Origin of the sequence: Klebsiella sp. BIGb0149, assembly GCF_004362605.1 — a bacterium.
GTDB classification, from domain to species: Bacteria; Pseudomonadota; Gammaproteobacteria; order Enterobacterales; family Enterobacteriaceae; genus Klebsiella; species Klebsiella terrigena.
The window spans coordinates 139,781-162,779 of the sequence record NZ_SNYG01000007.1 but is presented as its reverse complement, the minus strand read 5'-3'; the positions used below and the strand labels follow the sequence as shown (position 1 = coordinate 162,779).

General features: G+C 60.3%; 17 protein-coding genes and 2 pseudogenes. 9 read left to right on the top strand and 10 right to left on the bottom strand.

Features of this window, described 5'->3' with window-relative positions:
• Window positions 1-92 precede the first annotated feature (92 nt).
• Window positions 93-869 carry a siderophore-interacting protein gene (locus tag EDF75_RS22065; RefSeq protein WP_166646227.1) on the bottom strand — a complete coding sequence of 259 codons (777 nt, stop codon included), beginning with the start codon at window positions 867-869 and terminating at the stop codon, window positions 93-95.
• 237 nt (window positions 870-1,106) lie between these two features.
• On the opposite strand from EDF75_RS22065, the gene EDF75_RS22060 reads away from it, so the two are divergent.
• On the top strand, window positions 1,107-1,646 hold the full coding sequence (locus EDF75_RS22060) for a PadR family transcriptional regulator (protein WP_133600878.1): 540 nt from the start codon (window positions 1,107-1,109) through the stop codon (window positions 1,644-1,646).
• A 266-nt stretch (window positions 1,647-1,912) separates the two neighbouring features.
• Window positions 1,913-3,292 carry a putrescine aminotransferase gene (gene ygjG / locus EDF75_RS22055; protein WP_133600877.1) on the top strand — a complete coding sequence of 460 codons (1,380 nt, stop codon included), beginning with the start codon at window positions 1,913-1,915 and terminating at the stop codon, window positions 3,290-3,292.
• A gap of 74 nt (window positions 3,293-3,366) precedes the next feature.
• Here the strand turns inward: ygjG and lsrG are convergent, their stop codons facing one another.
• The 6 genes and pseudogenes from lsrG to lsrA all read right to left on the bottom strand — a co-directional run bounded on the left by lsrG (window position 3,367) and on the right by lsrA (window position 9,088).
• Window positions 3,367-3,660, bottom strand: a complete 294-nt coding sequence (lsrG, locus tag EDF75_RS22050) for a (4S)-4-hydroxy-5-phosphonooxypentane-2,3-dione isomerase (RefSeq protein ID WP_045856747.1) — start codon at window positions 3,658-3,660, stop codon at window positions 3,367-3,369.
• Window positions 3,657-4,544, bottom strand: a complete 888-nt coding sequence (gene lsrF / locus EDF75_RS22045) for a 3-hydroxy-5-phosphonooxypentane-2,4-dione thiolase (RefSeq protein WP_133600876.1) — start codon at window positions 4,542-4,544, stop codon at window positions 3,657-3,659. Before lsrF ends, lsrG begins: the two co-directional genes overlap by 4 nt.
• 11 nt (window positions 4,545-4,555) lie before the next feature.
• The gene (lsrB, locus tag EDF75_RS22040) at window positions 4,556-5,569 is read right to left on the bottom strand and encodes an autoinducer 2 ABC transporter substrate-binding protein LsrB (RefSeq protein ID WP_133600875.1); all 1,014 of its coding nucleotides are present in this window, start codon (window positions 5,567-5,569) and stop codon (window positions 4,556-4,558) included.
• A gap of 7 nt (window positions 5,570-5,576) precedes the next feature.
• Window positions 5,577-6,570, bottom strand: a pseudogene (gene lsrD / locus EDF75_RS22035) (autoinducer 2 ABC transporter permease LsrD).
• A complete protein-coding gene (gene lsrC, locus EDF75_RS22030; protein WP_133600873.1) occupies window positions 6,570-7,604 on the bottom strand; it encodes an autoinducer 2 ABC transporter permease LsrC in 1,035 nt (344 codons plus the stop codon). Before lsrC ends, lsrD begins: the two are co-directional and overlap by 1 nt.
• On the bottom strand, window positions 7,601-9,088 hold the full coding sequence (lsrA, locus tag EDF75_RS22025) for an autoinducer 2 ABC transporter ATP-binding protein LsrA (protein WP_133600872.1): 1,488 nt from the start codon (window positions 9,086-9,088) through the stop codon (window positions 7,601-7,603). Before lsrA ends, lsrC begins: the two co-directional genes overlap by 4 nt.
• A gap of 219 nt (window positions 9,089-9,307) precedes the next feature.
• Here lsrA and lsrR point away from each other — a divergent pair, with 219 nt between their 5' ends.
• The 3 genes and pseudogenes from lsrR to EDF75_RS22010 all read left to right on the top strand — a co-directional run bounded on the left by lsrR (window position 9,308) and on the right by EDF75_RS22010 (window position 14,101).
• Complete coding sequence (gene lsrR / locus EDF75_RS22020; protein ID WP_045856735.1) at window positions 9,308-10,279, top strand: transcriptional regulator LsrR; 972 nt, start codon at window positions 9,308-9,310, stop codon at window positions 10,277-10,279.
• 37 nt (window positions 10,280-10,316) lie between these two features.
• Window positions 10,317-11,967 (top strand): annotated as a pseudogene (lsrK, locus tag EDF75_RS22015) (autoinducer-2 kinase).
• A gap of 112 nt (window positions 11,968-12,079) precedes the next feature.
• On the top strand, window positions 12,080-14,101 hold the full coding sequence (locus EDF75_RS22010; protein WP_133600870.1) for an NADPH-dependent 2,4-dienoyl-CoA reductase: 2,022 nt from the start codon (window positions 12,080-12,082) through the stop codon (window positions 14,099-14,101).
• 59 nt (window positions 14,102-14,160) lie between these two features.
• Here EDF75_RS22010 and rlmG read toward each other — a convergent pair whose 3' ends face one another.
• Window positions 14,161-15,297, bottom strand: a complete 1,137-nt coding sequence (rlmG, locus tag EDF75_RS22005; protein WP_045856727.1) for a 23S rRNA (guanine(1835)-N(2))-methyltransferase RlmG — start codon at window positions 15,295-15,297, stop codon at window positions 14,161-14,163.
• A gap of 85 nt (window positions 15,298-15,382) precedes the next feature.
• Here rlmG and EDF75_RS22000 point away from each other — a divergent pair, with 85 nt between their 5' ends.
• The 4 genes from EDF75_RS22000 (at window position 15,383) to sstT (ending at window position 19,695) form a co-directional block, all read left to right on the top strand.
• Window positions 15,383-15,886 (top strand): M48 metallopeptidase family protein, encoded by a 504-nt coding sequence (locus tag EDF75_RS22000; RefSeq protein WP_133600869.1) that lies wholly within the window; start codon window positions 15,383-15,385, stop codon window positions 15,884-15,886.
• A 70-nt stretch (window positions 15,887-15,956) separates the two neighbouring features.
• Window positions 15,957-16,946, top strand: a complete 990-nt coding sequence (locus tag EDF75_RS21995; protein ID WP_133600868.1) for a Gfo/Idh/MocA family protein — start codon at window positions 15,957-15,959, stop codon at window positions 16,944-16,946.
• A gap of 278 nt (window positions 16,947-17,224) precedes the next feature.
• The gene (locus EDF75_RS21990) at window positions 17,225-18,193 is read left to right on the top strand and encodes a TerC family protein (RefSeq protein WP_045856722.1); all 969 of its coding nucleotides are present in this window, start codon (window positions 17,225-17,227) and stop codon (window positions 18,191-18,193) included.
• Window positions 18,194-18,447: 254 nt separating this feature from the next.
• Entirely contained in the window at window positions 18,448-19,695 is a 1,248-nt protein-coding gene (sstT, locus tag EDF75_RS21985; RefSeq protein WP_133600867.1) for a serine/threonine transporter SstT, read from the top strand.
• A 143-nt stretch (window positions 19,696-19,838) separates the two neighbouring features.
• Here sstT and EDF75_RS21980 read toward each other — a convergent pair whose 3' ends face one another.
• Together EDF75_RS21980 and uxaC are read right to left on the bottom strand one after the other, a co-directional pair.
• On the bottom strand, window positions 19,839-21,326 hold the full coding sequence (locus tag EDF75_RS21980) for a UxaA family hydrolase (RefSeq protein WP_133600866.1): 1,488 nt from the start codon (window positions 21,324-21,326) through the stop codon (window positions 19,839-19,841).
• 18 nt (window positions 21,327-21,344) lie between these two features.
• Window positions 21,345-22,757, bottom strand: coding sequence for a glucuronate isomerase (gene uxaC, locus EDF75_RS21975; RefSeq protein WP_133600865.1), 1,413 nt, complete (start codon window positions 22,755-22,757; stop codon window positions 21,345-21,347).
• Between the last annotated feature and the right edge of the window lie 242 nt (window positions 22,758-22,999).

The following is a 22,999-nucleotide window of genomic DNA, read 5'->3' as shown; positions in this document are numbered from 1 at the left end:
GATATTCCCGCAGGCGCCTGCGGGAATACAGGGCATTTTGGCAATGCGGCCCGGACAGGACGAGCCGCGGCCCGGGACTTCATAGCATCCGCTTATTTACTGTGCCAGTAGGCCTGGGAGCGCACCAGCTGCGGGTCGATCTCTTCCCCTTTAAAGCGCTCAAGCAGCGATTTCACCACCGCGCCTTCGCCGGTCACCCAGATAAAGTAATCCTCAGCCGGGACGCTCACCTGCGCCAGACGCTCGGCCACCGCGGCGGGGTTATGGCCCACCACCCACTCGATATTGAAGCCAGCAAACTCCGCCAGATAGTCTTTATAAGACTCATCGCCAATGGTGACGATCGCCGTAACCTGCGGCCGAACCGGCAGCCGGCTTAATGCCTGCAGGCGACGAAGCAGCGCGGGCATCCCTGACTCATCGCCAACGTACAGCTGCCAGGCGTAGTCTTCCGGCACCACCAGCGAACCGCGCGGCCCGCCAATCACCAGCTTATCGCCGACGCTTGCCGCCAGCGCCCAGCGGCTGGCGATACCGCCGTCATGAATAAAGAAATCATAGGCCAGCTCGTGGCGTTCGGCATCGTACAGCGGCGTGTAGTCGCGGCTCGCCGGGCGCACGCCCTCACCCCAGTTAATGCCTTCATCCGTCACCTGCGGCGGCGTAAAGGTCGCGCCCTCCCGCGGGAAAAAGAGCTTGGTGTGGTCATCAAAACCCTGCGAAACGAAACCATCCAGCGCGTCGCCTCCCAGCACGATGCGCTGGAAGCCAGCGCTCACACGCTCCACGCGCAGAACGGTGAGCTCGCGGAAACGGAGCTCGTTTTGTACGCGCTGCGGGTACTGCGTTTTTTTCATTGTTGTCATCATCGGCGGCCTTCTTGAAGTTAAATAGATATATCTAAACTTGATGCAAATGATAATGATTGCCATCAAAAAAGAATGCAAGATCTTTTTTGATATAGTCAGACTAAAAGACATAAAAATCCAAAAAATGAAATAAATACATTAATTATCAATAAATTAAATTACACACAATAATTATCATTGCCACGATAAGACATTTAGATATAAATTAGATATATCAAAAATCAACAGGAGATAACAATGCGAAATCATCATGAAGAGGACCACGACTCGCGCGAGCACCACGCTGAACGCGGCGGGCGCAGAGGCGGCGGGCGGCGCCAGCGCTTCTTCGGCCACGGCGAGCTGCGGCTGGTTATCCTCGATATCCTCAGCCGCAGCGCCAGCCACGGCTACGAGCTGATCAAAGAGATAGAGACCCTGACCCAGGGCAACTACAGCCCGAGCCCCGGCGTTATCTACCCCACCCTCGACCTTCTGCAGGATCAGGGGCTGATCGGCGTTGAGGAGGAAAACGGGCGTAAAAAAATCTCGATTAGCGAAGACGGCCGCCGCCTGCACGTGGAAAACCAGCAGTCCCTGGTAGACATTCGGGAGCGTCTTCAGGCGCGGATGGTCGGCTGCGAGCTGCGTAAAAATCCGCAGATGAAACGGGCGCTGGAAAATTTTAAAGCCGTGCTGGATTTGAAAGTGAATCAGCAGGCCATCAGCGAAGCGCAGCTAAAGCAGATTATTGCCGTTATCGACCGCGCGGCGATGGAAATCTCCCAACTCGATTAAGCCGTCGCTGCCCGCCAGCCGGCCCTCTTCTGCCCCAGCGTTGGGCAAAGCGCACCGCGGCGAAGCACGCGGCATAGAGCCCGCAGAGCGCATGCCGCGCCCGCTCAGGAGTAAAGCATGCCAAAAATATCGCCGGAAGATTAAATATTGCGCAATTGCGCTTTCACGCTGCGTTTATCCCGATTTTCAGCTCCTGCACCGAAGTGGCGTAATCCCTGCAATACTTAATTCAGTATCATGTGATACGCCCATCCCAGGAGCCCACTTTGAACAGGTTACCTTCCAGCGCATCGGCTCTGGCCTGCAGCGCACACGCACTGAATCTCATTGAGAAGCAAACGCTCGATCATGAGGAGATGAAAGCACTTAACCAGGAGGTCAGAGAGTACTTTAAAGAGCACGTGAATCCGGGGTTTTTAGCGTATCGAAAATCTGTTACCGCTGGCGGGGATTACGGAGCCGTAGAGTGGCAGGCGGGAAGTTTAAATACGCTTGTCGACACTCAGGGACAAGAGTTTATTGATTGCCTGGGTGGCTTTGGAATTTTTAATGTAGGGCACCGTAATCCAGTCGTTGTTTCCGCCGTAGAGCACCAGCTCGCTAAGCAACCTCTTCATAGTCAGGAACTGCTCGATCCGCTGCGGGCCATGCTCGCCAAAACGCTGGCGGCCCTGACGCCGGGCAAGCTGAAATACAGCTTCTTTTCCAATAGCGGCACCGAGTCGGTCGAAGCGGCGCTGAAGCTCGCTAAAGCCTATCAGTCTCCGCGCGGCAAATTTACCTTTGTGGCTACCAGCGGCGCTTTCCACGGCAAATCGCTGGGCGCGCTGTCCGCTACCGCCAAATCGACGTTCCGTAAGCCGTTTATGCCGCTGCTGCCGGGATTCCGTCACGTGCCGTTTGGCGACATCAACGCCATGCGCACGCTGCTCAGCGAGTGTAAAAAAACCGGCGATGACGTCGCGGCGGTGATCCTTGAGCCGATCCAGGGCGAAGGTGGGGTGATCCTGCCGCCGTCGGGCTATCTCCCCGCGGTGCGTAAGCTGTGCGACGAGTTTGGCGCGCTGCTGATCTTCGACGAAGTGCAGACCGGCATGGGCCGCACCGGCAAAATGTTTGCCTGCGAGCATGAAAACGTTCATCCGGATATTCTGTGCCTTGCCAAGGCGCTCGGCGGCGGCGTGATGCCGATTGGGGCGACGGTTGCCACCGAAGAGGTCTTCTCGGTGCTGTTCGACAATCCGTTCCTGCACACCACCACCTTCGGCGGTAACCCGCTGGCCTGCGCCGCGGCGCTGGCGACGATCAACGTTCTGCTGACGGAGAATCTGCCGGCGCAGGCCGAGCAGAAAGGCGATCTGCTGCTGGACGGCTTCCGCCTGCTGGCTCGCGAGTATCCGGAGCTGGTGAACGAAGTCCGTGGTAAAGGGATGCTGATGGCCATTGAGTTCGTGGATAACGAAATCGGCTATGACTTTGCCAGCCTGATGTTCCGCCAGCGGGTGCTGGTGGCCGGCACCCTGAACAACGCGAGGACGATCCGCATCGAACCACCGCTGACCCTGACCCTTGAGCAGTGCGATCTGGTGCTGAAAGCGGCGCGGAACGCGCTGGCCGAGCTGCGGGTGTCGGTGGAAGAAGCCTGACGATAGCCAACAAAAAGCCCGGTGGAAGCGATATTCACCGGGCTTTTTTACGCCTGCCGTTCAGCTTTCCGATGCTATTCCGGCAGCAGGCCCACAAAGCTGCGCTTCTGCCGCGGCTGCGACATCATTTCATCCAGCTTCTCGACGCAGGCCAGGTAGTGCGGCGTTTTTTTGTGCGCCAGCACCGCGTCCTCATCTTTATAGGCCTCATAGATAAAGAACCGCGTCTTGACCTCCGGGTCCTGCAGGACGTCGAAGCGCAGGTTGCCCGGCTCCTGCAGGGCCCCTTCATGGTTCGCGCGAAAGACGTCGAGAAACTCGTGCACCCGCTCCGGCTTGATATTGATTTCGACCAGCGTCACGTTCATTTCAGCTCCCCCTGCTTCTCCTCCTGCCAGAACTGATACGCCTCGCGGGCGCTCATATTCTCGTGCACCACTTTCTTCACCGCCCTCAGCATCGCGCGCGGCGCGCTGGACTGGAAAATATTGCGCCCCATATCGACGCCGGACGCGCCCTGGTCAATCGCCCGCCAGCACATCTCCAGCGCCTCCTGCTCCGGCAGCTTTTTGCCGCCGGCGATCACTATCGGCACCGGGCAGCTGGCGGTCACTTTTTCAAAGCCCTCTTCAACGAAATAGGTTTTTACGAACTGCGCCCCCATCTCGGCGGCGATGCGGCTGGCCAGTGAGAAATAGCGCGCGTCGCGGGTCATCTCTTTACCGACCCCGGTAACCGCCAGCACCGGCATGCCGTAACGGTTCCCGGCATCCACCAGCTTAATAATATTGCCGATCGACTGATGCTCGTATTCGCTGCCGATATAGACCTGTGCCGCGACCGCGCAGACGTTGAGGCGCAGCGCGTCTTCCATCGTCACCGCCACGCACTCGTTGGAAAGCTCGCTGAGGATCGAGTTGCCGCCGGAGGCGCGCAGCACCACCGGCTTATTGGTGGCCGCCGGTACCGTGCTTCTTAGGATCCCGCGGGTACACATCAGCACGTCGGTCTCAGCAAACAGCGGGGCGATGGAGAGATCGATCCGCTCCAGCCCGGTGGTCGGCCCCTGAAAATAGCCGTGGTCGAAGGCCAGCATCACCGTGCGGTTGCTCTGTGGGTTAAAGATGCGCGCCAGCCGGGACTGCATCCCCCACTCCAGCGATCCGCAGCCCTTCAGCCCGTAGAGCGCGTTCTGCTGCGGTCGGTCCAGGCCAAAGTTTTTCCCCTCTTTGATATCGTCTAAATCTGCCATTTCATCCCCCGTCAGAAATCGTAGTTGTTGATGTTCTCTTTGGTGAACACCACGCGCTCCGGCAGCAGCACGATGCCGTTGCCTTTCGCCTCATACTGATAGCCCTGGACGCTGTTTGGCTCGACCTTCAGCGTTCCGATATCTTTTACCTCCACGCTGTCGCCAACGTTAAGATCGCCTTTTTTCAGCAGACGATCGGCGACGTTAACCGCAATTTTCCCCTGCTGAACCACATCCCACAGGCCGAAAGCCTTCACCGTGCCGCGCTCGACGTACGGGCGCATAACGTTCGGGGTGCTAAAGCCAACAATCGCCACCCCCTGACGCTTGAGGTTCTCCGCCGCCTGCGCCGCCGCCGGGAGCGCGTTGGCGTCCGGGGCGATAATGGCGTCGAGATCCGGGTAGGCTTTTAAGATGCCCTCGGCGGTTTGCAGCGATTTGGTGGCGTCGTTATAGCCGAACTGGGTGGTCACCACTTCCCACTGCGGGTGCTCTTTGGCAATCTTCGCTTTGGCCTCTTTGACCCACTGGTTCTGGTCGGTCACCGTCGGGCTGGAGTAGAAGAACGCCACCTTAGCGGCCGGTTTGGTTACCTGCTGCGAGGCCATATCCACCAGCAGGCCGCCGAGCTGCTGCGGGGTGCCCTGGTTGATATAGATGCTGCGGCATTCGGGTTTGGTATCGGAGTCCCAGGTCAGCACCTTCACGCCGCGCTGCATCGCGCGCTTGAGCGCCGGACACAGGCCGTCCGGCGACACGGCGGAGACGATAATCGCGTTGTAGCCCTGGTTGACGAAGTTGTTGATCAGCTGCACCTGGCCGGAGACGCTCGGTTCGGTCGGGCCGTCGTAGGTCACGTCGACCCCCAGCGCCTTGCCCGCCTCTTTGGCGCCGTTGCCGCCGCTGGTAAAGAAGCCCACGCCGACGAGCTTAGGAATAAAGGCAATGCGGTCTGCGGCCTGGGCGGTCGCCACGCTCAGCGCCAGCGCCAGGGCGCTCGTTTGCAGGATTCGTTTGGTTTTCATCGTATGTTTATGCTCCGATTGTTTTATGCGCGAGAAAGGCGTCGCCAGGTCATTCGCACCCATTCACGGTGCAGGCTCAGCGAGCGCCCCATCACCACCACAACCAACAGCGCCCCTGACAGCGCGCTCGACACCTGGTTGGGGATGCCGACCATCTGTAAACCTTGTTGTAAATATCCCACCAGCAGCGCCGCCAGCGCCGTGCCGATAATGGAACCTGACCCGCCGTAGATATTCGCCCCGCCAAGCACCGCGGCGGTCAGCGCCGGCATCAGCAGATCGCGGCCGATGTCCGATCGCGCCGAGCCAAAATAGGAGACCATCACCAGCGCGGCGATGGCCGAGGCCACGCCCACCAGGCCATACAGCACGTACGGCATGCCGTTCACCGACAGCGCGGCATAGCGCGCGGCGCGCGGGTTTTGCCCGAGCAGAAACAGGTGGCGGCCAAAGCGCCCGCGGTGGGCCAGCAGCCAGAAGAAAAAGGTGATGACGATAAACAGCACCAGCGGCAGCGGCAGGCCCAACAGGGTCAGGTTGGCGAAGGCGGTGAAGGCGTCGGGGAAGCCGCCAATCCCTTCATAGCCGGTCGCGCCCGCCATGCCGGAGAGCAGCAGCGCCCCGCCGCCGTAGAGGTAGAGGGTGCCGAGGGTGATCACCAGCGGGCTGATGCCGGTGTAGTGGATCAGCGCCGCGTTAATCAGCCCGCACAGCAGGCCGAGCGCCAGGGTGAGCGGAATGGCCAGCCCCAGCGGCCAGCCCGCCTGCATCATTACCCCCAGCGCGATGGCGCACAGGCCGATGGTCGAGCCGAGCGAAATATCGATCCCGCCGCTAACGATCACCAGCGTCAGCGGCAGGGCCACAATGCCGATACAGATAAAATCGCTGGTGCTGAACAGCAGCATATTGATATCCAGCATCCGCGGGTTAATGGCCCCGAACAGCAAAATTTCCACCACCAGCAGCGCCAGCAGCGCGCTTTCCCAGCTGAGCTTCATCACGCCACCTCTTTGTTTTTACGCTTTGTGAACGGGGCCACGCCCTTTCCCCCCTTATTACCGGGCTGAAAGCGGGCATATTTCAGCGCCCGCTGGTGGCGGCTCAGCGCCTGGCGCAGCCGCCCGTCGAGCACCAGCACGCCGAGCAGCACCAGGCCGGCAATAAAGTCGTTCCACCACGCCGGGAGCCTGAGCAGCACCAGCACGGTATCAATCTGAGTAAGGAAGAAGGCGCCGAGAAACGCGCCGATGAGCGTCCCGGTGCCGCCGAGCAGGGAAATACCGCCGAGCACGCAGGCGGCGATGGCCTTCATCTCCAGCCCGCTGCCGGTCTGGTTGGGCACAAAGCCAATCTGGGCGGCAAAAACGACGCCGGCGCAGGCGGCCAGCATGCCGTTAAGGGTGAAAGCGATCATCCGCGTGCGGTTGACCGCCACGCCCAGCTGGCGCGCGGCGGTGAGATTATCGCCGACGGCGTAGAAATCGCGGCCAGCGGCGGTGCGCGACAGCATCCAGGCCCCGGCCAGCAGCAGCGCCAGCACCAGCCAGCCCAGCGGCGAGACGCCGATAAACGCCGGTTCCGAAAGCGACTTGAGGCTATCCGGCAGGCCTTCGATCCATTTGCCGCCGGTCCACAGCAGCATCACCCCGCGATACAGCCCGAGGGTGCCAAGGGTGGCGACAATCGCCGGAATACGCAGACCCACCACCAGCAGGCCGTTAAAGGCCCCCGCCAGGGCGCCAATCGCCAGCGCAAACGCAATCGCCGCCGTCAGGCCATAGCCGCCGTTGAGCGCCACGCCCACCGCGATGGCGCTCAGGCCGACGGTGGAGCCGACGGAAACGTCGATGTTGCGGGTCAGCATCACCAGCGTTGCCCCGAGCGCCAGCAGGCAGAGGATCTGCGAGCTGGCGAAGATCATGCCCAGGGTCTGCAGGCTGAAGTAGGCCGGGTTGAGCGCCACCAGCCCGGCAAACAGCACCACGATGGCGAGAAAGGCGCTCAGTTCGCGATTTTTCAATAACGTTTTCATGCCGCGCCTCCAAATGCCAGCGTCATCATGCGTTCAACGGTCACCGCCCGGCGCGCCAGCTCGCCGCTCTGTCGGCCCTGATGCATCACCAGCACCCGGTCGGCCAGGCCAACGAACTCGTCCAGATCGCTGGAGATCATCAGCACCGCCACGTTCTGCGCGGCGACGCTTTTCAGCAGCTGGTAGATATCGGCGCGGGCGGAAACGTCCACGCCGCGCGTCGGCTCGTCGACGATCAGCAGCAGCGGGTTGGCCTCAAGGCAGCGCGCCAGCAGCACCTTCTGCTGGTTACCGCCGGAGAGGGTGCGCACCGGCTGGTCGCTATCGGCAAATTTGATCCCCAGCGCCCGGTGATAGCGCTCCACCACCGCCGCCTCGCGTTTATTCTGCTGCCACAGCGACGGCTGGTTAAACATCACCGTGTTCCAGCGCACCGGCGCGTCGAGAAACAGCCCGGAAACCTGGCGGTCTTCCGGCAGATAGACCAGCCCGGCGGCCAGCCGCGACCGGGTGCTGGCGTTGCTGATATCGCGGTTCTCCAGCCAGACCCGCCCCGCGCGCGGCGGCCGCAGGCCGTAAAGGGTTTCGGCAAATTCGGTGCGTCCGGATCCCACCAGCCCGGCGAGGCCGACGATCTCCCCGGCGTAGATCTCGAGGCTAAGATCGATAAAACCCTCGCCGGTGAGATCCTCCACCCGCAGCACCGGGAAGTCCTGCGGCTGGGTACGTCGGTTGCCCGGCAGCGCCAGCCACAGCTTCTGCGTATCGCTGAGGGCGTGCTCCCGGTCGACGGGCGTCATGGCGCTCACCAGCTGATTGTCGCTGTAGTCGGCGGTATGCCCGCTCAGCACCACCGCGCCGTCGCGCATCACCGAGACGTGGCTGGCGATCTGGCGGATCTCCGGCAGCTTGTGCGAGATAAAGACGATGCCGACGCCGAGATCCTGCAGCGCGCGGATCTGGCAAAACAGACGCGCCGTTTCGCCCGGCGTTAAGGAGGCGGTGGGCTCGTCGAGGATCAGGATCTGCGCTTTGCGCATCAGGCCGCGCAGGATCTCGACCATTTGCTGATCCGCCACCTCAAGGGTGCTGGCCGCCGCGTCGAGATTCAGCTGGCAGCTGAGCTGCTGCAGCTTTTCCTGCAGCTGCGCGGCGCTATCGGCGCGCTTCGGCAGACGGAACAGAATGTTTTCTCGCACCGTCAGGTTGGGAAACAGCATCGGCTCCTGCGGCACCAGATAGACGCCCTGCTGATGGGCCAGCGCGGGGGTCAGACGCGTAAAGGTGCTGCCGCCTAGGGCCAGTTCGCCGCTGTCGGGGGTTTCTACGCCGGCGACAATCTTCATTAGCGTCGATTTCCCGGCGCCGTTGCCGCCCATCAGGGCATGTACCTGGCCGGAAAATAACGTGAAATCAATCGCCTTCAGCACGCTAATGCCGGAGAACTGTTTGCAGATTTGGCGGGCTTCAAGCAGTGGCTTCATTATCACGCCTCGGTTTGAACAAATGATTTTTTAATTTAATAATGTTCAAAAGCGTAGACCCTGAACTATATTTACAACCGTGCGAGGATCACAGTTTTATGCTTTAGATCGTTTGGACAAAACCAGCGAACAGCCAAAGATCGGTTTTGCCGGCCGGCTCACATTTTCCGACCGTGCAATAGCGAACATATGATCTAAATTTTTATAAGAGTTCACTTTATGAGCGAAAAACGCATTACGGAAGAGAGCCGCTACGCCGGGCTGGCGTTAGCCGAGGAAGAGCTGGTGGCGCGGGTGGCCTGGTGCTACTACCACGACGGCCTGACGCAGAACGACATTGGTGAACGCCTGGGGCTGCCGCGGCTGAAGATCTCCCGGCTGCTGGAGAAAGGCCGCCAGTCCGGGGTGATCCGCGTGCAGATCAACTCCCGCTACGAAGGCTGCCTGGCGCTGGAGACCGAGCTGCAGCGGCGTTTCGACCTCAAGATTGCGCGCGTGCTTCCGGCGCTGAATACCCCGCCGATGAACACCCGCCTGGGGATCGGCGCGGCGCAGTCGCTGATGGGCGTGCTGGCGCCGGGGCAGCTGCTGGCGGTCGGTTTCGGCGAGGCGACCATGAGCTGCCTGCAGCATCTGAGCGGCTTTATCAGCTCTCAGCAGGTGCGGCTGGTGACCCTTTCCGGCGGCGTGGGCCCTTACATGACCGGCATCGGCCAGCTGGACGCCGCCTGTAGCGTCAGCATTATTCCGGCGCCGCTGCGGGTCTCCTCCGCCGACGTCGCCGAGATCCTGCGTCGCGAGTCGAGCGTGCGCGACGTGATCCTCGCCGCCACCGCGGCGGATGCGGCGGTGGTGGGCATCGGGGCTATCGACCAGCGCCGCGACGCCACCATCCTGCGCTCCGGCTATATCAGCGAAGGCGAACAGCTGATGTACGCCCGCAAAGGAGCGATAGGCGACATTTTGGGTTATTTCCTGCAGGCCGACGGCAGGCGGGTTGAGGGGCTGGAAATTCACCGGGAACTGCTCGGCGTGACCCTCGACGAGCTGGCGCAGCTGCCAACTATCGTCGGCGTTGCCGGAGGAACGGAAAAAGCGCAGGCGATTTACGCGGCTCTGATCGGCAAGCGGATTAATGGCCTGGTAACGGAAGAGACAACAGCACGCGCGGTGCTCACGCTGGCCTCCTGATGGCCCTGCGCCGCGCAACACCAGCGAGGCGCATGTCATGAGTTACCTGTTAGCGTTAGATGCCGGGACCGGCAGCATTCGGGCGGTGGTTTTCGATCTTGCGGGGCGCCAGGTGGCGGTCGGCCAGGCCGAATGGAAGCACCTGAGCGTGGAAAATGTCCCCGGCTCGATGGAGTTCGACCTGATCACCAACTGGCAGCTGGCCTGCCAGTGCATCCGCCAGGCGCTCGCCGCCGCTCACCTCAGCGCGGCGGATATTCAGTCCGTCGCCTGCTGCTCAATGCGCGAAGGGATCGTTTTATATGACCGCAACGGCGAGGCCATCTGGGCCTGTGCCAACGTCGATGCGCGCGCCAGCCGCGAGGTGGCGGAGCTCAAAGAGATCCACGATTTCCGCTTTGAGTCCGAAGTGTATGAGGTTTCCGGCCAAACCCTGGCGCTCAGCGCCATGCCGCGCCTGCTGTGGCTGGCCCACCATCGCCCGGATATCTATCGCCAGGCGGCCACCGTCACCATGATCAGCGACTGGCTGGCGGCAAAACTCTCCGGCGAGCTGGCCGTCGACCCGTCCAACGCCGGCACCACCGGGATGCTCGATCTCTTCAGCCGCGACTGGCGTCCGGCGCTGCTGGATATGGCCGGGCTGCGCGCCGATATCCTCTCGCCGGTGAAAGAGACCGGCACGCTGCTGGGAGCGGTCACCGACGCCGCGGCGCAGCAGTGCGGGCTGCGGGCTGGCACGCCGGTGGTGATGGGCGGCGGCGACGTGCAGCTGGGCTGCCTCGGCCTCGGGGTGGTACGCGCGGGGCAAACCGCGGTGCTGGGGGGCACCTTCTGGCAGCAGGTGGTCAACCTGCCGCAGCCGCGTACCGACCCGGAGATGAATATTCGCGTCAATCCCCACGTCATTCCCGGCATGGCCCAGGCGGAGTCGATTAGCTTCTTTACCGGCCTCACCATGCGCTGGTTCCGCGACGCCTTCTGCGCCGAAGAGAAGCTGGTGGCTGAGCGCCTCGGCGTTGACGCTTACTCCCTGCTGGAGGAGATGGCCAGCCGGGTGCCCGCCGGCTCTCACGGGGTGATGCCGATCTTCTCCGATGCGATGCATTTTAAGCAGTGGTACCACGCCGCGCCGTCTTTTATTAACCTCTCCATCGACCCGGAAAAGTGCAATAAGGCGACCCTGTTCCGCGCGCTGGAAGAGAATGCGGCGATCGTCTCCGCCTGCAATCTCGCGCAAATCTCCCGCTTCTCGGGGGTCACCTTCGATAGCCTGGTGTTCGCCGGCGGCGGTTCGAAAGGCGCGCTGTGGAGCCAGATCCTCAGCGACGTCACCGGCCTGCCGGTGCGCGTCCCGGTGGTGCGTGAGGCCACCGCCCTCGGCTGCGCCATCGCCGCCGGAACCGGCGCCGGGCTGTTCGACGATATGGCGGCGACGGGTGAAAAGCTGGTGGGCTGGCATCGGGTGTTTACCCCTGATCCAGCGCACCGCGAGCTCTATCAGGAGATGATGAGCAAATGGCAGTCGGTCTACGCCGACCAGCTCGGGCTGGTGGACAGCGGGCTGACCACTTCCATGTGGCAGGCGCCGGGGCTCTCTCCGACAGCGCCTCGCCAGCGGACGTAGCCCACCGGCTACCGCGCCATCGCAGAGAGCCGATGGCGCGGCGCCGCGCATCATTCTTTGAATCCCATCACAATCGCCGCACTCCCCTTTTCCCTTTTTTCCCACGACGGCTAAATTAGTAACTCATCCGACCACATAACAATAATGTTACATATTCGTCACTGGAAGCCATTATGAGCCACTATCCGTCGTTATTCGCTCCGCTCGACCTGGGCTTTACCCAGCTTAAAAACCGCGTGCTGATGGGCTCCATGCATACCGGGCTGGAGGAACACGCCGACGGCGCGGAACGGCTGGCGGCCTTTTACGCCGAGCGCGCGCGTCACGGGGTCGCGCTGATTGTGACCGGCGGTGTGGCGCCTGCCGCCTCCGGCGTTACTATGGCCGGCGGCGCGGTGCTCAACGACGCCAGCCACCTCGCGCATCACCGGCACATTACCGACGCGGTTCACCGCGAAGGCGGCAAAATCGCCCTGCAGATCCTGCATACCGGCCGCTACAGCTACCAGCCGCAGCTGGTGGCCCCTTCGCCGCTGCAGGCCCCCATTAACCGCTTTACCCCGCATGCCCTGAGCCACGACGAAATTCTGCAGCTGATCGACGATTTTGCCCTCTGCGCCCAGCTGGCGCGGGAAGCAGGCTACGACGGCGTCGAAGTAATGGGCTCGGAAGGCTACCTGATCAACGAATTTCTCGCCGCGCGCACCAACCACCGCGACGACGGCTGGGGCGGCGACTACGCTCAGCGCATGCGCTTTGCCGTCGAGGTCGTGCGGGCCGTGCGCCAGCGCGCGGGTGACGACTTTATTATTATTTATCGCCTGTCGATGATCGATCTGGTGCACGACGGCAGCACTCTGCCGGAAGTGATTACGCTGGCAAAAGCCGTTGAGGCGGCGGGAGCGACGATTATCAACACCGGCATCGGCTGGCACGAGGCGCGCATTCCGACCATCGCCACGCCGGTGCCGCGCGGCGCCTTTAGCTGGGTGACCCGCAAGCTGAAAGGCGCGGTGTCGATTCCGCTCATCACCACCAACAGAATTAACGATCCGCAGGTGGCGGAGGCGATCCTCGCCCGCGGCGACGCCGATATGGTATCGATGGCCCGCCCCTTCCTCGCCGACGGTGAATTCCTGACGAAAGCGCAAAGCGGCCGGGCGGATGAGATCAATACCTGCATCGGCTGCAACCAGGCCTGCCTCGATCGGATCTTCGTCGGTAAAGTGACCTCCTGTCTGGTTAACCCGCGCGCCTGCCACGAAACCCTGATGCCGGTCATCCCCGCCGCCGCGCCGAAACGGCTGGCGGTGGTTGGCGCGGGCCCCGCCGGGCTGGCCTTTGCCGTCAACGCCGCCTCGCGCGGGCACCATGTGACGCTGTTCGACGCGCAAAAGGAGATCGGCGGCCAGTTTAATATCGCCAAGCAGATCCCCGGCAAAGAGGAGTTCTATGAAACCCTGCGCTACTACCGGCGGATGCTGGATCTGACCGGCGTCGATCTGCGGCTGAATACGCCGATCGACGCCGATCGGCTGATGGCGTTTGACGAGACGATCCTCGCCACCGGTATCGCGCCGCGGATGCCGGATATCGACGGCATTACTCATCCGAAGGTGCTGAGCTATCTCGACGTGCTGCGCGATAAGGCGCCGGTGGGCGAGAGCGTGGCGATTATCGGCTGCGGCGGCATCGGCTTTGATACCGCGATGTACCTCAGCCAGCCGGGGCCCGCCACCAGCCAGGATATTGCCGGGTTCTGCGAGGAGTGGGGAATTGATACCAGCCTGCAGACCGCGGGCGGACTGCGGGCGGAAGGCGCCCGGCAGCCGAAAAGCCCGCGCAGGATCGTCATGCTCCAGCGTAAAGCCGGTAAACCCGGCGACGGCTTAGGCAAAACCACCGGCTGGATCCACCGCGCCACCCTGCTGGCTCGCGGCGTGAAAATGATCCCGTCGGTAAGCTATCAGAAGATCGACAATGAGGGGCTACACGTAACCATCGGCGGCGAAGCGCAGCTGTTCAGCGTCGATCGGGTGATTATCTGCGCCGGCCAGGAGCCGAAGCGCGAGCTGGCGGATCCGCTGCGGGCAGCGGGGAAAACGGTGCATCTGATAGGCGGCTGCGACGTGGCGACGGAGCTCGATGCCCGCCGCGCGATTGCCCAGGGAACCCGACTGGCGCTGGAGATTTAGCGACGATCGCCCGGCGGCGCAGCGCCTTTGCGGGCAACCGCCGCCGGCAGGTCAGTGAATCAGCGCAGCCTGCGCGCCTTCACCGCTTTCAATACCACGAACTTATTGTTGGTGGCGACGGTGGTGCAGTTGCCGAAGATTTTCTTCAGCTTATGGAAATAGTCCAGGTGACGGTTCGCCACAATGTACAGCTCGCCGTTGATCTTCAGGCAGCGGCGCGCGTGGTGGAACATCTCCCAGGCGATATTATCCGTCAGCGCATGCTTCTGGTGGAACGGCGGGTTGCACAGCACGGCGTTGAAGCGGAAAGGCTCCACGCCCGACAGCGCGTTGTTAATCATAAATTCGCAGCGGTCCAGCGCTTCCGGCATGTTGGTTTCAACGTTCAGGCGGCTGGAGGCAACGGCCATCGGCGATTCATCCACAAATACCACGCTGGCCTGCGGGTTTTTCTCCAGCAGCGTCAGGCCAACCACGCCGTTGCCGCAGCCGAGATCGACAATCTCGCCTTCGAGGTTGGAAGGAAGATGCTCAATAAAGAAGCGTGCGCCAATATCCAGCCCGGTACGGGAGAAGACGTTCGCATGGTTGTGGATTGTCCAGTCGGTGCCGTCCAGCTTCCAGCTGAGGGTCTCCGGCGCATCGGCCAGCGCGGGCGCGCTGAAGGTGCAGTTAATCAGGCGCGCTTTCTTCCAGGCCAGAGTCGTGGTGGTCGGGCCCAGCACCTTTTCAAACAGCTCCAGCGTCGAGGTATGGATATCCCGCGCCTTGGCTCCCGCGATAATGCGGGTTTGCGGCGTCACCACCAGGCGCAGCGCGCGCAGCTGCTGCTCCAGCAGCGCCATCGTTTTCGGCACTTTTATCAGCACCACGCCCGGCGCCTGCGGATATTCGGCGGTGCTGTCGAGAAACTTAACGCTGGATTCAGCAATATCGTTATGGCGTAAGTTCTCGCGGGTGGCGAGCTCGGTGAGGTACGAGTCGCCGATGCTGTAAGGCGTATGTTCGGCCAGCGCGCAGCTCAATGCGCCGAAGGTGTCGTTCAGAATCAGGACCGGGCCGTTAATCTCCGTATCGTCCAACTGCTGCAGCAGGTATTCATCCGCCGCTTCCCACGCCAGCAGCGGGTTAACGTCGTCCGTTTCCGGGAAACGTTTCAGTGTCAGTGAACGGAAACCGTTGTCTAAGTGGCTCATCGGCCCTCCTGAGTGGTAAAATTTTGGCGTTATCCCTGAAAAGGGTGCGTGAGTATACCCTTTTTATTTTTTATTTGGGGCTTTGATGAGTCAACTAACTTACCTGCAGGGCTATCCGGAGAGTTTACTCTCCCAGGTGCGCACATTAATTGCCGAGCAGCGCCTTGGCGCGGTGCTGGAAAAACGCTATCCGCAGAGCCACGACGTCAACAACGATAAGGCGTTGTATCAATATACCCAGGATCTGAAAACCCGCTTTTTGCGCGGCGCGGCGCCGGTGAATAAAGTGATGTATGACAGCAAGATCCACGTGCTGAACAACGCGCTCGGCCTGCATACCGCCATTTCGCGCGTGCAGGGCGGCAAGCTGAAGGCGAAGGCCGAAATTCGGGTCGCGACGGTGTTCCGCGACGCGCCGGAAGCCTTTCTGCGGATGATTGTGGTTCACGAGCTGGCGCATTTGAAGGAAAAGGACCACAACAAAGCCTTCTATCAGCTCTGCTGCTATATGGAGCCGCAGTACCACCAGTTGGAGTTTGATACCCGCCTGTGGCTAACGCACCTTTCGCTAAATCGTTCTGCGCAGTAGCGCACTGGTTTTGTCATGATGGCATGCTAGAGTGACAAAAGGTTCCCTTTCACGGAGTTCGTCAACCTTTATGATACGTTTCGCAGTTGTTGGCACAAACTGGATAACCCGCCAGTTTGTCGATGCCGCCCATGAAACCGGCAAGTATAAGCTCACCGCCATCTACTCCCGCAGCCTTGAACAGGCGCAGGATTTCGCTAACGATTATCCGGTGGAACACCTGTTCACCTCGCTGGACGATCTGGCGCAGAGCGACGCCGTTGACGCGGTGTATATCGCCAGCCCGAACTCCCTGCACTTCCCGCAAACGCATCTGTTTTTGACGCATAAAAAGCACGTGATTTGCGAAAAGCCGCTGGCCTCCAATATCCGCGAAGCCGAAGCCGCTATCGCCGCCGCGAAGGAAAACCAGGTGGTGCTGTTCGAAGCCTTTAAAACCGCCAGCCTGCCAAACTTCCAGCTGCTGCAGCAGTCGCTGAGCAAAGTGGGCCGCCTGCATAAAGCCTTTATCAACTACTGCCAGTACTCTTCACGCTATCAGCGCTACCTCGACGGCGAGAACCCGAACACCTTCAATCCGGCCTTCTCTAACGGCTCGATCATGGATATCGGCTTTTACTGCCTGGCCTCGGCGGTCGCGCTGTGGGGCGAGCCGCGCGCCGTCCACGCCAGCGCCAGCCTGCTGGAGAGCGGCGTCGATGCCCAGGGCACGGTGGTGCTGAACTATCCTGATTTCGACGTCACCCTGCACCATTCGAAAGTGAGCGACTCGACGCTGCCGAGTGAAATCCAGGGGGAGGCCGGCGCGCTGGTTATCGAGAAAATCTCCGAATGCCAGAAGGTGTGCTTCATTCCGCGCGGCGGGAAAGCCCAGGACCTGACGCAGCCGCAGCATATCAATACTATGCTGTATGAAGCGGAAGAGTTTGCCCGGCTGGTTGAAGCCAATCAGGTGACTCACCCGGGGCTGGAGGTTAGCCGCATTACGGCGAAGCTGCTGAGCGAGATCCGCCGTCAGACCGGGGTCGTTTTCCCGGCGGACAGCCAGCCTGCGGCGTAAAAGAGTGTAAGGTGCCGTCAGCGACCATTGACGCCATTTATGACTTGTAATACTTTGTTACGCGCAAAGGGGAGTAACTTCCTTGCTGGTGGATCGTCATTACGATGCGTGTTAAAGCGCATCCGGTCGCCGGGCAACGGTAAAAGGCCGCGTCCTGTGGGCGAGTTCTTTTACCGTTGTAAGTGAGACCTTGCCGGAAGGCGAGGTCTATGCATAAACACGCAGCGGCTGCCGTCTTCCGACGTCAGCCGTTTTGTTTTTATGTAAGGAATATCGTAATGAATAGTGTCGGCACACCGTTGTTATGGGGCGGATTCGCTGTTGTCGTAGCGATCATGCTGGCTATCGACCTGCTGCTTCAGGGACGTCGCGGTGCGCATAGCATGACCATGAAGCAGGCCGCGGGCTGGTCAATTTTGTGGGTCACGCTCTCCCTCCTCTTTAACGCCGCTTTCTGGTGGTATCTGGTACAAACCGAAGGGCGCGCGGTCGCCGATCCGCAGGCGCTAGCCTTCCTCACCGGCTACCTGATCGAAAAAGCCCTGGCCGTCGATAACGTCTTTGTCTGGCTGATGCTGTTTAGCTACTTCGCCGTCCCGCCTGCGCTACAGCGTCGGGTGCTGGTATACGGAGTTCTGGGGGCGATCGTGCTGCGTACGGTGATGATTTTCGCCGGCAGCTGGCTTATCTCCCAGTTTGAGTGGCTGCTCTATATCTTCGGCGCGTTCCTGCTGTTTACCGGGGTGAAGATGGCGCTGGCGAAAGAGGATGATTCCGGCATCGGCGATAAGCCGCTGGTACGCTGGATCCGCAGCCACCTGCGGATGACCGACAAAATTGAGGGCGAGCACTTCTTTACCCGGCAAAACGGCGTGCTGTTCGCCACGCCGCTGCTGCTGGTGCTGATCCTCGTGGAGATAAGCGACGTCATTTTCGCCGTCGATAGCATTCCGGCTATTTTCGCCGTCACCACCGATCCGTTTATCGTCCTGACCTCGAACCTGTTCGCGATCCTCGGCCTGCGCGCGATGTACTTCCTGCTGGCAGGCGTGGCGGAACGCTTCTCGATGCTGAAATACGGCCTGTCGATCATTCTGGTCTTTATCGGTATCAAGATGCTGATCGTCGATTTCTACCATATCCCGATCGGCGTTTCGCTCGGTACGGTAGGCGGGATTCTGGCACTGACGCTGCTGATTAACGCCTGGGTCAACCAGCAACACGATAAGAAAAAGCGGCTGCAGTAAGCCGCTCATGGGCCGGATGGAGTCTCCTTTTCCCCCGGCCCTTCGCCTTCATCGCGCATTATTTTACCAATGTCACAAAACCGTTAAAATACAGTTAAAAAATCAGATCTCGCCGCAATTAGCAGCATTTTACGCTTCCTCCCTCGCACTGTTTCCGTATACTCAACCAGGCAAACATTTACTTACATCCGGACATAAACGTAACAAATAATACGCCCCGGAACGGACAGCAACATCACTGGAAGGAATAAATCATGACGACTCACACTCCCCCATCGGGCCTGCTGAAGCGCCTGTCCCAGGGTAGCCTGGTGAAACAAATTTTACTGGGTCTGGTTCTCGGCGTGCTGCTGGCGCTGGTGTCAAAACCTGCCGCCATCGCCGTTGGCCTGCTGGGTACGCTGTTCGTCGGGGCGCTGAAAGCCGTCGCGCCGGTACTGGTTCTGATGCTGGTAATGGCCTCTATCGCCAACCACCAGCAGGGGCAAAAGACCAATATTCGCCCCATTTTATTCCTTTATCTGCTGGGCACCTTTAGCGCCGCGCTGATCGCGGTGCTGTTCAGCTTTGTCTTCCCTTCTACGCTGCAGCTGACAACAGGGGCCACGGATATCACCCCGCCTTCAGGTATCGTCGAAGTTATCCACGGCCTGCTGATGAGCATTGTGGCGAACCCGGTTCATGCCCTTATCAACGCCAACTATATCGGGATTCTGGTGTGGGCGGTTGGCCTCGGCTTTGCCCTGCGTCACGGTAACCAGAGCACCAAAAACCTGGTCAATGATTTCTCCGATGCGGTGACCTTTATCGTCAGGCTGGTGATCCGCTTTGCGCCAGTCGGCATTTTTGGGCTCGTGTCATCCACGCTGGCAACCACCGGTTTTTCCGCCCTGTGGGGCTACGCTCAGCTGCTGCTGGTGCTGATTGGCTGCATGGCGGTCGTCGCGCTGGTGGTTAACCCGCTGCTGGTTTTTGTGCAAACCCGCAGGAATCCCTATCCGCTGGTCCTGATGTGCCTGCGCGAAAGCGGCGTGACGGCATTCTTTACCCGCAGCTCGGCGGCCAACATCCCGGTGAACATGTCGCTATGCGAAAAGCTGAATCTCGACCGCGATACCTATTCCGTCTCCATTCCTCTGGGCGCAACGGTGAACATGGCCGGGGCGGCCATCACCATTACCGTGCTGACGCTGGCGGCGGTAAATACGCTGGGCATTCCGGTTGACCTTCCCACGGCGCTGCTGCTGAGCGTCGTCGCCTCGCTGTGCGCCTGCGGTGCTTCCGGCGTGGCGGGCGGTTCGCTGCTGCTGATCCCGCTGGCCTGCAACATGTTCGGTATTCCCAACGAGATCGCCATGCAGGTCGTGGCCGTCGGCTTTATTATCGGCGTCCTGCAGGATTCCTGCGAAACCGCCATTAACTCCTCCACCGACGTGATGTTTACCGCTGCGGTATGCCAGGCGGAAGATGCGCGTTTAGCGAAAAACGCCCTGCGCGGCTAATCCCGGCGGCAGTGAAGGCCTGTAAAACAAAACGGCGTATCATCATCTGATACGCCGTTTTTGCATCGCCTTCCCTTTATTTCAGACCTTCCCGGTCGCTCAACGGAGCCAACGCCGTGACGGCGTGAAGAACGACGGGGAAATTAGAGGGTGACGCCGCTTTTAAAGATCGCCAGCTCGCGGAAGTCATTGCGTTCGTTGCAGGTCTGCCTGCCGCTGGCAATCTCGGTGATGGTGTCGACAAACTCCTCCAGCAGCTGCGGCATGGCTTTACCGTGAATCAGCTGGCCGGCATCAAAGTCAATCCAGTGTTTCTTTTTCGCCGCCAGCTCGCTGTTGGTGGCGATTTTTACCGTCGGCACAAAGCCGCCGTAAGGCGTGCCGCGCCCGGTGCTGAATAGCACCATGTGGCAGCCGGCGCCGGCCAGCGCGCTGGTCGCCACCGCATCGTTGCCCGGGGCGCTCAGCAGGTTCAGGCCGTGCACCTTCAGGCGCTCGCCGTAGCGCAGGACGTCCACCACCTGGCTGGAGCCCGCTTTCTGCGTGCAGCCCAGCGACTTATCTTCGAGGGTGGTGATCCCGCCCGCCTTGTTGCCCGGCGACGGGTTCTCATAAATCGGCTGGTTGTGCGCAATGAAGTACTGCTTGAAGTCGTTCACCATGGTAACCAGCTTGTCGAAGGTCGCTTCATCGCGGCAGTGGCTCATCAGCAGCCGCTCGGCGCCGAACATTTCCGGCACCTCCGTGAGTACGGTTGTGCCGCCGTTAGCAATCAGGTAGTCAGAAAAACGCCCCAGCATCGGGTTGGCGGTGATCCCCGACAGCCCGTCCGAGCCGCCGCATTCGAGGCCAAACTTCAGCTCGCTGAGCTTACCCGGCTCGCGCTTGTCCTGGCGCATCGCCTGATAAAGCTGGTGGAGATGTTCGATCCCCGCTTCCACTTCATCTTCCTGGGCCTGACAGACCATAAAGCGCACGCGCTGCGGGTCGAAATCGCCCAGCGTCTCCCGGAAGGCGTCGACCTGATTATTTTCACAGCCGAGGCCAATCACCAGCACCGCGCCGGCGTTGGGATGACGCACCATGTTTTGCAGCATGGTGCGGGTGTTGATATGGTCATCCCCCAGCTGCGAGCAGCCGTAGGTGTGGCTGAAGAGGAAAACGCCGTCGGTGCCTTCCGCATCCTGGGTCTCTTTCAGGAAGCGATTCTGGATCTGACGCGCGATGCCGTTGACGCAGCCAACGGTCGGCAGGATCCACAGCTCGTTGCGCACCCCGACGTCGCCGTTAGCCCGACGATAAATCTGCACCTCGCGATCGGCGGGCTGCGCCGACGGCTCGGCGAGATCCGGTTGATAGCTATACTCGTCAAGGTCGCTCAGGTTGGTCCGCGTATTATGGGCGTGAATATGCTCCCCTGGCGCGATATCCGCCAGCGCATGACCAATAGGCAAACCATACTTAATGACGTTTTTTCCCTTCGCAATGCCGCATAGCGCGAACTTGTGCCCGCGGACGATATCCTGGCTTAGCGTCACCACCGCATCGTCGATAGTGACCGTCGTGCCTGCCGCCATATCAGCCAACGCCACCGCGACGTTATCCTGCGAATGGATTTTAATGTATTGCATATCAACCGACCTCTGGTCTTAGTTCAGTTCAATGGCGAAGTAATCACGCGCATTGTTAAAGCAGATGTTTTGCACCATCTCGCCCAGCAGCTGAATATCCGCCGGCGCTTCGCCCGCTTCGACCCAGCGACCGATCATCTGGCACAGGATGCGGCGGAAATATTCATGACGCGTGTAGGACAGGAAGCTGCGGCTATCGGTCAGCATGCCGACGAAGCGGCTCAGCAGGCCAAGCTGAGCCAGCTGGGTCATCTGGCGCTCCATGCCATCTTTCTGATCGTTGAACCACCAGCCGGAGCCGAACTGCATCTTGCCCGGCATCCCCTCGCCCTGGAAGTTGCCGATCATGGTACCCAGCACTTCGTTATCACGCGGGTTCAGACAGTAGAGGATGGTTTTCGGCAGCAGGTTCTCTTCATTCTGCTTGCTCAGCAGCTTCGACAGCTCTTCCGCCATCGGCCGATCGTTGATGGAGTCGAAGCCAACGTCTGGCCCTAACAGCTTGAACTGACGCTGGTTATTGTTACGCAGCGCGCCGATGTGGTACTGCTGTACCCAGCCGCGGCGGGCGTACTCTGCGCCGAGGAACACCAGCACGGCGGTTTTGAACTGCGCGACCTCGCGCTCGCTCAGGACGGCGCCGGTCAGGCGGCGGGCGAGGATACTATCCAGCTCGGCCTCGCTGGCTTCGGCAAACAGCACCACGTCCAGCGCGTGGTCAGAGACTTTACAGCCGCGAGCCGCGAAGTGATCGAGACGCTTCGTTAACGCAGACTGCAGGTCGGCAAAGCGGCGAATATCGGTATCGGAGACTTCGCCCAGCGTCGCCATGTAGTCACCAAAGGTCGCCTGTTCGATATTAAACGCCTTATCCGGACGCCAGCTCGGCAGAACTTTGGTGGTGAAGCTCGCGTCTTTTGCCACCGCCGCGTGGTGTTCCAGCGAATCAACCGGATCGTCGGTGGTCCCGACCATTTTCACGTTCATCTGCTGCATGATGCCGCGGGCAGAAAAACGCTCCTCCGTCAGCAGCGCGTTGCACCGATCCCAGATCTCATCGGCGGTAGTCGGAGACAGCACCTTACCTGTAATACCAAAAGGACGACGCAGCTCAAGATGCGTCCAGTGGTATAACGGGTTGCCAATGGTATGCGGCACGGTGGCGGCCCAGGCGGCAAACTTCTCGCGATCCGACGCATCGCCGGTACACAGGCGTTCAGCAACGCCGTTAGTGCGCATCGCGCGCCATTTGTAATGATCGCCTTTCAGCCAGATGTCATACAGATTTTTAAAACGATAATTTTCGGCAATCTGCTGCGGAGGCAGATGGCAGTGATAGTCGAAAATCGGCTGATCTTTGGCGTAGTCATGGTACAGACGGCGGGAAAATTCGGTATCAAGCAGAAAATCTTCAGTCATAAACGGTGTCATTTTCTTTTCCTCTTCGCCCCTTTGGGGAGCCCTTCAGATGATTGACTATCATGCTGTCAAAGTTATCACACCAATTTCCAGAGGCTGAAATCTTTTTCGTGAGTTAGATCAATAAACGCTGACAAAAAAATTACCGCCAAAGGAGTAAAAGCTTCCCCAGGCCGCGCCAGTACTGGCTTTGCTCGCAGAGAATAATACCCCCATAAACTTTCCCACTTTTGTGACGGCACTCAACCTTTGAA

Coding starts and splice junctions, on each gene's coding strand:
- rlmG (WP_045856727.1), bottom strand. CDS start 15,297: ATGAGCCACTTAGACAACGGTTTCCGTTCACTGACACTGAAACGTTTC.
- uxaC (WP_133600865.1), bottom strand. CDS start 22,757: ATGACACCGTTTATGACTGAAGATTTTCTGCTTGATACCGAATTTTCC.
- EDF75_RS22000 (WP_133600869.1), top strand. CDS start 15,383: ATGAGTCAACTAACTTACCTGCAGGGCTATCCGGAGAGTTTACTCTCC.
- lsrR (WP_045856735.1), top strand. CDS start 9,308: ATGAGCGAAAAACGCATTACGGAAGAGAGCCGCTACGCCGGGCTGGCG.
- lsrG (WP_045856747.1), bottom strand. CDS start 3,660: ATGAACGTGACGCTGGTCGAAATCAATATCAAGCCGGAGCGGGTGCAC.
- EDF75_RS22065 (WP_166646227.1), bottom strand. CDS start 869: ATGATGACAACAATGAAAAAAACGCAGTACCCGCAGCGCGTACAAAAC.
- EDF75_RS22010 (WP_133600870.1), top strand. CDS start 12,080: ATGAGCCACTATCCGTCGTTATTCGCTCCGCTCGACCTGGGCTTTACC.
- lsrB (WP_133600875.1), bottom strand. CDS start 5,569: ATGAAAACCAAACGAATCCTGCAAACGAGCGCCCTGGCGCTGGCGCTG.
- lsrF (WP_133600876.1), bottom strand. CDS start 4,544: ATGGCAGATTTAGACGATATCAAAGAGGGGAAAAACTTTGGCCTGGAC.
- EDF75_RS21980 (WP_133600866.1), bottom strand. CDS start 21,326: ATGCAATACATTAAAATCCATTCGCAGGATAACGTCGCGGTGGCGTTG.
- sstT (WP_133600867.1), top strand. CDS start 18,448: ATGACGACTCACACTCCCCCATCGGGCCTGCTGAAGCGCCTGTCCCAG.
- EDF75_RS21995 (WP_133600868.1), top strand. CDS start 15,957: ATGATACGTTTCGCAGTTGTTGGCACAAACTGGATAACCCGCCAGTTT.
- EDF75_RS22060 (WP_133600878.1), top strand. CDS start 1,107: ATGCGAAATCATCATGAAGAGGACCACGACTCGCGCGAGCACCACGCT.
- EDF75_RS21990 (WP_045856722.1), top strand. CDS start 17,225: ATGAATAGTGTCGGCACACCGTTGTTATGGGGCGGATTCGCTGTTGTC.
- lsrA (WP_133600872.1), bottom strand. CDS start 9,088: ATGAAGCCACTGCTTGAAGCCCGCCAAATCTGCAAACAGTTCTCCGGC.
- lsrC (WP_133600873.1), bottom strand. CDS start 7,604: ATGAAAACGTTATTGAAAAATCGCGAACTGAGCGCCTTTCTCGCCATC.